The organism is Halomonas sp. I1 (genome assembly GCF_032334135.1).
In the GTDB taxonomy this organism is placed as follows: domain Bacteria; phylum Pseudomonadota; class Gammaproteobacteria; order Pseudomonadales; family Halomonadaceae; genus Halomonas.
This window is the reverse complement of sequence record NZ_JAVXUS010000002.1, coordinates 324,761-335,688: the sequence shown is the minus strand read 5'-3', so window position 1 is coordinate 335,688 and position 10,928 is coordinate 324,761. Positions and strand designations below refer to the sequence as shown.

8 protein-coding genes are annotated in these 10,928 nt (G+C 56.8%); 6 read left to right on the top strand and 2 right to left on the bottom strand.

What is annotated here, in order from left to right; translation table 11 throughout:
• The 6 genes from RSO41_RS04515 to RSO41_RS04490 form a co-directional block, all read left to right on the top strand.
• Positions 1-403 (top strand): hypothetical protein (locus RSO41_RS04515; RefSeq protein WP_315617877.1); only part of this gene is annotated, 403 nt, incomplete at its 5' end.
• 53 nt (positions 404-456) lie between these two features.
• Positions 457-1,425, top strand: a complete 969-nt coding sequence (locus tag RSO41_RS04510) for a hypothetical protein (protein ID WP_315617876.1) — start codon at positions 457-459, stop codon at positions 1,423-1,425.
• Positions 1,422-3,728 carry a glycosyltransferase family 2 protein gene (locus tag RSO41_RS04505; protein WP_315617875.1) on the top strand — a complete coding sequence of 769 codons (2,307 nt, stop codon included), beginning with the start codon at positions 1,422-1,424 and terminating at the stop codon, positions 3,726-3,728. Before RSO41_RS04510 ends, RSO41_RS04505 begins: the two co-directional genes overlap by 4 nt.
• A 72-nt stretch (positions 3,729-3,800) precedes the next feature.
• Positions 3,801-4,826: a glycosyltransferase gene (locus RSO41_RS04500; protein ID WP_315617874.1), complete on the top strand. Its 1,026-nt coding sequence runs from the start codon at positions 3,801-3,803 to the stop codon at positions 4,824-4,826.
• A 38-nt stretch (positions 4,827-4,864) separates the two neighbouring features.
• Positions 4,865-5,881 (top strand): phytanoyl-CoA dioxygenase family protein, encoded by a 1,017-nt coding sequence (locus RSO41_RS04495; protein ID WP_315617873.1) that lies wholly within the window; start codon positions 4,865-4,867, stop codon positions 5,879-5,881.
• A gap of 70 nt (positions 5,882-5,951) precedes the next feature.
• Positions 5,952-6,581, top strand: coding sequence for a hypothetical protein (locus RSO41_RS04490; RefSeq protein WP_315617872.1), 630 nt, complete (start codon positions 5,952-5,954; stop codon positions 6,579-6,581).
• 100 nt (positions 6,582-6,681) lie between these two features.
• On the opposite strand, the gene RSO41_RS04485 is transcribed toward RSO41_RS04490, so the two are convergent.
• Together RSO41_RS04485 and RSO41_RS04480 are read right to left on the bottom strand one after the other, a co-directional pair.
• Positions 6,682-9,060, bottom strand: a complete 2,379-nt coding sequence (locus RSO41_RS04485; RefSeq protein WP_315617871.1) for a tetratricopeptide repeat protein — start codon at positions 9,058-9,060, stop codon at positions 6,682-6,684.
• A 118-nt stretch (positions 9,061-9,178) separates the two neighbouring features.
• On the bottom strand, positions 9,179-10,393 hold the full coding sequence (locus tag RSO41_RS04480) for a Hint domain-containing protein (RefSeq protein ID WP_315617870.1): 1,215 nt from the start codon (positions 10,391-10,393) through the stop codon (positions 9,179-9,181).
• Between the last annotated feature and the right edge of the window lie 535 nt (positions 10,394-10,928).

The window sequence follows — 10,928 nt, the reverse complement described above, 5'->3', positions numbered from 1 at the left end:
TATGGCATCTCAGCAGCTGGATAACCCAAGGTTCACGATTTATGATGCTGATGGCTACTCAGTTGATAGCGCCCTTGGAAATAATGGGCAAGGCCCTGCTGAAATTTCTTTCGTGGCTGAGAGCTCTGGGATATATTCAGTTGGTGCTCATGAACTAGGCGATGATGATGTCGGAGACTATGAGCTAAAAGTAGATGTATCCCCAGTGTTTGCTTCATTGAATAATGCGGAGGTTTCTGGGGAACCTTTGAGAATGGGTGATTTGCTAGTAGATGATTCTGATCAGAGGATCTTTGATGAGGGCTCTTCCGTGGTAAGCCAAAGCCAGGAAACTGGTGGTTCTGTAAATCTTGTGCCTCGCCACGAGATTGATGTTGATGATTTTACTTTGTCCAGTATTTGAGTAGTATTTTATACATATAGCCATAAGCTGGGTTCTCCTTAGGTTGTTTTCTCATGTCAAAATTTTTTTTTGTTCACATCCCAAAGACAGCAGGGACTAGCTTCAGGCTTGGTGCTGAAGATTATTTTTCCCCATCAAAAATTGAATATGATTATGGATATAAATCGCCTGAGACTACGAGTCTTGTTAGAGAGTTGATTTATGAAAGAAGAGGGGATTTTTGGGAATTCGGTAAGAAGTTTTTTGAGTCTGGGAAAAACATGGTGGGAGGGCATGTCAATATCAATCGGTTTCTTCCTTTATTAGGGGTTGAGAATACTGTCTCTTTCCTTCGTGACCCTTTGCGTAGAATGTATTCTGAGTATTCTCATTTTGTGCGCCACTATGAGTACAAAGGGAGTTTCCATGACTTTTATTCCCGCCCAATGATGCATAACCGACAAAGTAAGATGCTTCAAGGGGTAGATCTTGAGGCTATTGGGTTTTTAGGTATTACAGAAGATTATAATGAAAGCCTTGAGCTGTTGAATAACCGCTTTGGCCTTAATATTTTACAAAGAAAAGATAATAGAGATAAGTCCCGTATTCGGAAAGGCGGAGATGTCAGCAGTGAAGACGTTAACGAGTTTAGTCGCCTGAATAAGCGAGATATTGCCGTCTACAAGAACGTCCATGAGCTTTTCGATTATCGCTACAGTTTTTTCAAGAGAAACCTGGCTTGGGTTCATGCGCGTTTGGTTGAGGCCAAGCCAGGCCGTATTGCCGGCTGGGCATGGTGGGAGGGTGATTGCGATGATCCTGTTGAGATAGAAGTCTGGGCTAATGGTGAGTATCTGAATACCGTCTCGGCTGTCGAATTTCGGCCTGCGCTTTGCCGACACCTGCCACCTCGAGGTGGGTATGTGGGCTTCCATCTTCCGGTAAAGCTTGCCGTCGGTGATAAGGTGCAGTGCCGTGTGGCCAGCACGGGGCAACGGTTTCCTGTCAATCCCCGCTCTGTGGTCAAGCCTGAGGCGAAATGAAAACACTCAAGCGTCTATGCATTGACAAAGGGTCGAGCGGATTAGCGCGGTCGTTATCCATTACCCCTTGGGTGCGTTTTCCTGAACGTTCACTGGTTCCCCGTCAACAGATTGAGCCCTCGGAAGAGGGGGACAGGTTTACCTGGCGAGCTACTGGTAACGATCCTCAGCTATATACACGTAAGCAGCTTCCGTTGCCGGGCTGGCATATGCTCGAAGTCGCCATGGATCATGACCAGCCTAGTGCCGCGGTCAGGTTGTACATGAATTTTGGTCAGGGCTTCGATCCTGAGCAGAGTGTTTATCTCCCTTTGAAGAGTGGTCGGGTGACGAAGCGGTTGTTCTATGTGCCGGGAAGGCTCAAGGCACTACGCTTTGACCCAATGGAACAGGCGGGTCATTTCTCCATTCGCCATTTGCGGATTGCCTGGTTGACCCCTTGGTTCGCTCATGATCGCTTGGTTCAGCGTCTGGCCAACATGCACCATGCATGGCGCAGCATGGGCAAGACCGAGGTATTACCTGAACTCAAGCGCAAGGCCAGTGAGCAAGGCTGCCATTGGCGAGATATAGCGCTGAGGGATTACGAAGCCACCTTCGAGCGCCTCACCGCACGCCGCAGCTACCGGCAATGGTTGGAAAATCGCAGGGTGCTGGGGGCGGACAAGGTGCGCCGGGTGATCGAGAAACTACCTGACAAGCCTTTGATCTCGGTTCTGGTGCCGGTTTTCAACCCTCGGCCGGACTGGCTTCGTGAGTGCCTGAACTCGGTCGTGGCGCAGCAATATCCGCATTGGCAACTATGCATCGCCGATGATGCGTCGACAGACCCTCGTGTGCATGAGGTTCTTGAGTCGTTCGCCGAGAGTGATTCGCGAATCCAGGTCGTGTATCGCCCGCGGAATGGCCATATCTGTGCGGCAAGCAACAGCGCCTTGGCCCTGGCCAGGGGCGAGTATGTCGCCCTGCTGGATCACGATGACTGTCTGTCGCCCCGCGCACTTTTCCGGGTGGCTGAGGCCCTGCATCGCCATCCGGATGCCGTGGTGCTGTACAGCGATGAGGATAAGCTCAATGAAGAAGGGGAGCGTTACGATCCTCATTTCAAGGCTCAGTGGAACCCGGATCTCCTGCTGGCCCAGAACTATGTGTCCCATCTTGGGGTGTATCGTATCGACCGGGTAAAAGAGGTCGGTGGCTTCCGGGAAGGCTATGAGGGCAGCCAGGACCATGATCTCGTGCTGCGATGCACGGAAGGATTCGGTGCGGACCGAGTCATCCATATCCCGCATGTGCTCTATCACTGGCGGGCCGGTGCCGGGTCAACGGCGCTGGCGAGCCAGCAAAAGGATTACACCAGCGAGGCTGGATTGCGGGCCGTGCAGAGTGCCCTGGCAGCGTCATATCCGCAGGCGAGGGCGGTACATGGCAGCTTGCCGAATACGTACCGCGTGCTGTGGCCGTTGCCGGATCCCGTTCCCAGGGTCACTCTGCTGGTGCCCACGCGTGACCGAGTGGAAATCCTCAAGCCCTGTGTCGATGCGATTCTGGAGCGCACGGATTACCCCGATCTCGAGTTGCTGATTCTGGACAACCAGAGCGAGTGCAGGGAAACCCTGGCCTACATGCAGGAGGTCGAGCAGCGTGACGCCAGGGTGCGTGTCCTGCGCTGGAACCAGCCCTTCAACTACTCGGCGATCAATAATTTTGGCGCCGCACATGCGCAGGGCGAGATTCTGGCTCTGGTGAATAACGATATCGAGCCGATCAATCCGGACTGGCTGCGGGAGATGGTCAGCCATGCCTGCCGGCCGGAAATCGGCTGTGTGGGGGCCAAGCTCTATTACCCGAACGATACGGTTCAGCATGGTGGGGTCATTCTTGGCGTCGGTGGAGTGGCTGGCCATGCGCACAAGTATTTCAGTCGCAATTCGCCCGGGTATTTCTCTCGTCTTTTCCTGACGCAGAACATGTCGGCGGTCACCGCGGCCTGCCTGGTGGTGCGCAAGTCTGTCTTCGATGAGGTCGATGGCTTGAATGAGGCTGATTTACCGGTCGCCTTCAATGATGTGGATTTTTGTCTCCGGGTCAGGAAAGCGGGGTATCGGAACCTCTGGACCCCGCATGCCGAGCTTTATCATCATGAGTCGATTTCTCGCGGTGCGGATAATAATTCGAAGAAGCGGGCCCGGGCTTACGGCGAAGCCGCCTACATGCGAAGTACCTGGGGTAGAGAACTTGATCATGACCCTGCGTACAATCCCAACCTGACACTCGTGCATGAGGACTTCTCCTTGAGGTGATGGAGATGAGTGGGAAAGAAGAGAGAAGAGGGAGGGACAGCATGAGGGCGACAAGAGTCGACGGGATGGTCAATGAGCGGTGAGCGTTGGTTGCTGCTGAGCGATGGGGCGCGGCCGACCGAGGATATCTATTTCCTCGAGTCTGTCGCGCCTCATTTACGCTCCGAAGGCCATGACGTGGGGCGGCTGGATGTGCGCTCCTGGCGCTGGCGGTTGGCGCGCTGGGTGCTGTCGCGCCAGTTGGGGGCGAATCTGGTGCTGTGTCGTACTCTGCCGAATCGGGTGTTGCGTTGGTTGGAACGCCACCGTGAGATCTTCGGGCGTATCGTGTATCTGATCGATGATGATATTCCGGCGGCGTCCGAGGACGAGGCCTTGCCGGAAGCCTATCGGCGTCGCATGGCACGCATCGCTGCCATGCAGCCGCGCTTGCTGGCCCTGGCGGATGTGGTGGTGGCTTCGAGCGAGGGGCTGGCTTCGCGGCTCGAGGGGCGGCATGGTGATGTCCGGGTACTGACGCCGCCGTTGATTGCGCCCTTGCCGGATCTTTCGCACTTCGAGGCTCCGCATTGGTGGGTGGGCTTTCATGGCACGCGTGCTCATCTCGAGGACGTGAAGCATATTGCGCCGGCCTTGTGGCGTCTCCATGAGGCGTCGCCTCAGGTGTCGCTGGAGGTCATGCTGGGGCGTTATACGCCGGAATCGCTGCAGGGGCTCGAGCGGCTCGAGACGCCCGATGCCATGTCGTGGAAGGCGTTTCGGGACTATCGGCAGCGGCGGCGCATGCATATCGGCCTGGCGCCGTTGCTTGACTCCACCTTCAATCGGGGCAAGTCGTTCATCAAGTTTCTGGATATCAGTGCCATGGGGGGCGTCGGTATCTATAGTCGACGGCCGCCCTATACGGAGATCGTCGAGCATGGTGTCACCGGCCTGTTGGTCGATGACACGCCACAAGCGTGGTATGACGCGTTAAGATACCTGGTAGAGAACCCTAATGTGGCGCGTCGCATGGCTGACAACGCGGCGGGGGTGGCCCGGGAGCGGGGCGATATTGCGAAGGCTTGTGCCTTCTGGCGGCGTCTCGAAGCAGGTTAGTCGCCGGCTTTTCGTACAAGACCTAGGGAATTAGACCTATGTTCAAGCAGATCTCTCGTTTTCCGGTCTGGCTGGGAGAGTTGTTCACCGGGGCCAAGTCGTTCGTGGCCAACCCGCTGATCGGCAGCCGGCGTTTGAATCGCTGGGGGCTGCATGTGGGGCGCGTGGCGTTGGCCCATGGTGTGATGCGGCTGCGCATGTCGATGTTGCGTTGGCGGGTGCCGTCCGAGGATCGCCGGCAGTTCATCGAGCAAGGCTTCGTGCTCAAGGAAAATTACCTGCCGGAAGAGGAATACCGCGCGCTGGTCGAGGAGGTGCGTGAGGCGCGGGGCGAGGTCCGCCAGTGCATCCAGGGCGATGCCCAGACTCGTCGCATGTTGCTTGCCCCGGAGGTCCTCGAGGATATGCCGCGGACGCGGGCGCTGATGCGGGACCCGGCGTTCCGTCGTTTGATGCGCTTCTGCGCCGGCCACCTGCGCATGCCGATCTGCCATGCGGAACGGGTGATGAATGGCGTGACCGAGGCGCCTCCGGATCCGCAGACTCACCTGCATGTCGATACCTTCCAGCCGACCATGAAGTTCTGGCTGTATCTGGAGGATGTGTCGGAGCTGAACGGTCCCTTCATCTTTGTGCCGGGGTCGACGCGGCTGAGTCGTGAGCGGCTTTCCTGGGAGTATCGCATGAGCCAGCAGGCCATGGAGCATGCCGATCGCTATACGGCGCGCGGCTCGTTCCGGGTCGAGCCGGAGCAGGCGGCGGCCATGGGCAGTGAGCCGCCGCGCAGCTTCAAGGTGCCGGGCAATACCCTGTTGATCGCCAATACATTCGGGGTGCACGCCCGTGGGCATGCCGAGCCGGGCACCTCGCGCCTGGCGCTGTGGGGGATGAGTCGTACCAATCCGTTCGTTCCCTTGCCGGGCCTGGGTTTCGAGTATTTGAATCGATTGCAGTACCGGGTGCTGCAGCGAATGCGCCGCCGTGACGATGAGCGGGCCGCCGCCCGGGGCGTGAAGGCATCCTGGCATTGTGTCGAGGGCAAGGATGCCTGGTGATCGACACCCTCATCGCAGATGACTCTTTCATTAATCCGACTTTTTCATTATCCGACAGGGACTCGTGGTTATGCGCAAGATCGAACAAGTTGCCGGTTTCGGTTCGGGCCTGATCCTGGCGCTGGGTGTCGTTGCCCCCAACGCAGCGTTGGCGCAGGGAGAGGGGAGCGGCGTCAGTGTCACGCCCTGGGACCAGGGCTGGGCCCTGGGCGGTCACGCCGGTCAGGCGGTGCACGAGACGGTCAAGAGCGGTGAGGCGTTCAATCCCTTCGTCTGGGATTTCCAGGACTACTATATCGCCAGCACCGGCCTGCAGAAGGAACTGGTGGACTTATGGGGCTACTCCAAGCTCTATACCGAGGCCAATGTGTCTTACATCTTCGGCGAGGAACATTATTTCGAGGCCTTCCTGACGCCGTCGATCAGTTGGGAGCCTTTCCCCTGGGACGACGTGGTCGATACAACGGCCTATCTGGGCGTGGGGGTTTCCTACACCACGGAAACATCGCGGCTGGACCATTCCGGCGAGCACTGGATGGCCTCGATGATCTTCGAGCTGGAAGCCCAGCCCGCCGCCTGGGGACCGTGGTCGATCTACGGCCGCATCCATCACCGTTCGACCGCCTTTGGCATTTTCGGCGACGATGGGGGCGGCAGTAACATTCCCTCTCTCGGCGTGCGGTACCACTTCGGTCAGTGAGACTGATAACCTTCCAGGGATAAGCGTCTCCACCCCCATGAAAACGGCCACCGGCTCCTGAAGCTGGTGGCCGTTTTCGTTTCGCGTGCCTGATTGATGGCTATGCGAGAGGGGCGGCTGTCGCTGTCGGGAAGAATGGCTTCATATTGACGCCGGTGGTGTTGGTCGAGTTCCAGTGTCGCTGGGTTCTCTTGTGCGGTAGCGGCATGTGCACCTGCACCTGTCGGCGGAGGATATAGTCCGGCAGGATGGCAACGCGCTCCCTGGGTGTCCGGGGTTCCGTTTCGACAAGGTATCTGGCGACTGCTCGGGTAAGCAGGCCGGGGCCTGTCTTGCTCCAGGTGTTATCGTTATCGTGCGACAGCAGGGCTTCGGCGGCCATCTCGGAGGCGAGCACGATGGCCGGATGTTCCGGTGCGGCGGCTATGACATTGTTGGCCAGAATATCAAAAGGCTCCCGGAAGCATACCATTCCCACCTCAGAGGGAAGGAGGGCACTCAATTGGCCATACAGGCGGTCATCGGCATCGGCATAGAGCCCGCCATAATGACGGAGACAGCAGAGACGGAGAAAGTCGGCGCCCTCCGCGACATTACTCGCCTGCTTGAAGGCACGCTCATAGTCGGCTCCGAAGGTATGTCGCAGGAAGAAGCGTGCCGATTGGGTATGAAAGCGGTGGTACTCGATTCCCGGCAAGCTTGACCAGGAGTGCATGATGTCCATCACGCTCTGCGGTGGCCTTCGTTCGTTCCAGTATTGCACTACCCGAAGCGGGATATAGCGCTCGCCTCTTGACGAGTCTGGTGAAGATGGCTCGACATGGCGGTGAATCACCGCACTGGCGGGATGGAGGTAATGGGCGCTCAGGTAGCCGTCATGGCGTCCAGGGGGCAGGGTGGACTGATCCCGTCGATAGAGTGCGAGATCGCTGATCAGGTTACCGAAGACCGACGTTGATAAGTGACCCGATGTCAGCTGGTTATTCACGCCTCGACGTTGAGCGTCCTTGATGAGCTCCATCACGTCATTCTCGCGTCCCTGCAGAATCAGGATACGCATGCGCATGTTGAGGTTGCCAGCGGCGGCTGTCGTGGCACCGGCGTTGTCCAGTTCGCTCAAGGCGGCATGGGGCTGGCCCATTTCCAGCAGGCTGTGGGCACGGGTATGAGCTCTTGTCGCGCGTTTGGCGGCGGGAACAGGTTCGTCCAGCGCCGCGAGAGCCGCTGCCGGGTGGCCCGCATCCATCAACAGTCTGGCATGCAGGAGTCGAAGGTCTGCGTCGTCCGGCCAGCGCCGTCGACAGAATCGCAGATAGCGTAGTCCCAGGGTATATGCATTGCCGACTCGCAGGAAGCGGGCCAGTTCGCGTGCTTCGGGCAAGGAACGATACCGTCGCCGCTCTTGACGTAACTGGTCAAGGGCGCCTTGTGGCCCATCGGTCAGCAACGCAAATTCCGCCAGCAGGGCATTCTTTTTAGCCTTCGGAATATGGCGCAGTAAGTATGCGATGACCGTATCGACCTGATCGGGCTCGATCGAGGCCAAGGCTTTTTGAAAGAGCCTCTTGGCAACATTGGGCGCGCGTGGCCCGTGGTTGAAGATGGCGGTGAGCGCACGGTGGGCAGCCTCTGCCTGACCGAATCTTTCCGCCTGGGTGAAAAGCGCGAACTTGTCCCCTTCGATCAATTGATCGACCATACCGCTCACGAGGTCGATAGCCTCCTGGCAGGTGCCTGTGAGCTCCGGGGTTGTGGTCAGCTTGATCGCCTGCAGGAGCTCTGCGGCATCGGTGGGTGATAGCTCGGGATTTTGCTGGGCCTGGGCCAAGAGGCCAGGCAGCGAAGATGGGCCTTGGGTGTCATCGCGGTTGGCAATGCTCAGGTTCTGTAGCATCGTGCGTGCCTGACGATGCTGCGGATGGCGTTCCAGCATATGATCCAGCACGGTTCTGGCGGCTCGAAAGCGACCATGAGCCTGATAGAAGCGAGCAACGCCCATCAAGACCGATGCGTTGTTTGGCCAGCGACGCCGCAAGTTACGTAGTAGCTTCAGTGCCTGATAGGTACGCCCCGCTTCCTGAAGCACCTGCAGCTTCACCAGCTTCAAGGGCACATGTCTTGGCCAGCGGCGGATGGCCTGGTTGACGCGCATCAGTGTTCGGTGGTGTGGCTTGCCGGAAGCGACCATTGCACGTACGTGGATCGTATGCAGCTGGGGGTCATCGGGTTGCGCCTTCAAGGCCTTTCGCGAACGCTTCAGGGCGATATCGATATGCCCTTGGCGAAAGGCGGAACGCACCCAGAGGCGCCATGCATCCAGATGTGGGGGTTCTGACCGAACGGCACGCTTGGCCAGTTTGTCCGCACGTTCCACGTCGCCTTCTTCCATGGCACGCCGGGCCTGTTGTACGAGGCACACTGATTCATCGACCTCGGCCACACTGTTCTCGGGTCGGTCTTGCACGATGTGATCAGCCATGAATGGATCTTGCTCAGGACGGTCAGGCTCCGGCTGGAGTCTGACGAGGGGAGGGAAGTACCAGCCGGGCTTTTGGCGTTGCTTGCCCGGCCGGTACCTGGTCGGTCACGTCAAGTCTTCAGGCAGTACGAAACGTCTGGGTGATGTCCTGGATGCCAAGACGCTCCCGCAAGGCCTGGGGAAGCAAGCGGCGCGATGAGATGCGGTGGCGAGGCATCTCGGTGACACGCGTCTCGATGCCATAGAGAGCGACATACTCGGCGTAGTTGTCGAAAGACTGACGATCGACATAGTCGATGTAGGTTTCGGCCTCCGTGCCATTGGCGAGAATCACCTGATGAGCGTCCGTCTCGATGTGGTAATAGGTCATCGAAGTGGGCATCTCATCCCAGGGGACATGCGTGATCGAGTGGTGGTTGACCAGGGCCCCGGCGTTGATGACCAGGCCATCCAGGATGACGCCGTGGCTACTGGTGAGAATGAGGTCCTGATTGGGTTGTCCGGGCGCCAGGGCGCCTTTTTTGATCCGCACCGGAGCTTGACCGGATGAGAAGAGACGGTGGGTGGTCTGACGACCGATCCATTTCACCGGCACCTGTTCGCCACTGGCGGTCATCACCAGGTCACCGATCGACAGCGTCTCCACGGCGACCTCGCCGTCGGGTGTGGCAATCATCGTGCCTGCCGCGAAGCAGACCTGTGTGTAGGTGTTTCCGGAGAGGTAGGTGTCCTGGTTGGCCTCGAACTCCTCGAACTCTTCCTGCGTCATCTCGATGCTGGCATTCACCTGGGTGCCAATAAGCGAATTGCCTTGGGTGATGTTCAGGGATCCATCCTGGTAGGCGTCCTGAGCGGAGTTGCCATCCAGGCTCCAGTCTCCGCCCCCGAGGTTGAGATCATCACCTGCCTGCATCCCTGTAACATTAAAGTTGACGGTGTCTGCGAGGCTCAAGGAAGGTTTGTTGAACGTGAATGAGCCTGCTTCTGAGCCTGAAAAATTGACGTTATAGCCATTCAGGCCGCTTAGTGCGCTGACATCAGAGGCATCGAGTGTCGCATCACTATTGCCTTCGATGCCGAAAGTCAAGTCATTTAGAGCACTGACATTGAGGAGCCCCTGATCGACCGTCAGGCTGCCCCCGTTGGTGGAGGTGAAGGTCGGAGAGGCCCCGGCTTCAACACCTGCGATGCTGCCGATCTCGGCGGCAACGCCATCGACGATCAGCTCCTCGTTGCCCAAGGCTGTAATGTTAAGGGTGTTTTCTGCGTCTGCATTATCGCTTGATATTGTTTGCGTCCCGGAGTTTGCAAGATCCAGATCAAGAATCGCCATCCTTCAATTCTCCCTTGGCTATTGTAGGCGCTCATTTATGCTTTTGTCATGATCCCGTTCCGGGCTTGATGTCCATGACAAAAGCTGAAGAGGAAAAATCTTCTTCCATGCATAAGAGGGCTTGCGTTTGAGACGGTTTTCAAGCCTTCCTTTCGGCTCGTCTATCCAACCTTTCTTACAATTAGTTTTTTCTTTTACGTCGTCAAATTTAACTTTTTTTCAAAATTCGTCAAAGAAAGGGGTGGAGGCGACGTGTTACTAAAAGTTTTTTATTAAAATCAATGAGATATGGTGGGCTCGACTTGTTTCTTCAAGATTTTTTAAAGATTTTCCTAATCATGGTTAGGGTTGGTGTTATTTTTTGAGAGTATTTTTCTTGTATTTAGGTTTTCCAGTAACTGATCTGTTACAATCGCTTGTAAATAATTACCTTGAGCATGATTAAAGAAAAAAGAAAAACATTTTTGAGATGGTTTGGTGTGGGCCGGTGATGGGAGTGAAGATTTTATATTTCTTATAGAAATCAAGGTTCGCC

What these genes read in the sequence shown, in the direction of transcription:
- RSO41_RS04510 (WP_315617876.1), top strand. Translation starts at nt 457, where the DNA reads ATGTCAAAATTTTTTTTTGTTCACATCCCAAAGACAGCAGGGACTAGC.
- RSO41_RS04505 (WP_315617875.1), top strand. Translation starts at nt 1,422, where the DNA reads ATGAAAACACTCAAGCGTCTATGCATTGACAAAGGGTCGAGCGGATTA.
- RSO41_RS04500 (WP_315617874.1), top strand. Translation starts at nt 3,801, where the DNA reads ATGAGCGGTGAGCGTTGGTTGCTGCTGAGCGATGGGGCGCGGCCGACC.
- RSO41_RS04495 (WP_315617873.1), top strand. Translation starts at nt 4,865, where the DNA reads ATGTTCAAGCAGATCTCTCGTTTTCCGGTCTGGCTGGGAGAGTTGTTC.
- RSO41_RS04490 (WP_315617872.1), top strand. Translation starts at nt 5,952, where the DNA reads ATGCGCAAGATCGAACAAGTTGCCGGTTTCGGTTCGGGCCTGATCCTG.
- RSO41_RS04485 (WP_315617871.1), bottom strand. Translation starts at nt 9,060, where the DNA reads ATGGCTGATCACATCGTGCAAGACCGACCCGAGAACAGTGTGGCCGAG.
- RSO41_RS04480 (WP_315617870.1), bottom strand. Translation starts at nt 10,393, where the DNA reads ATGGCGATTCTTGATCTGGATCTTGCAAACTCCGGGACGCAAACAATA.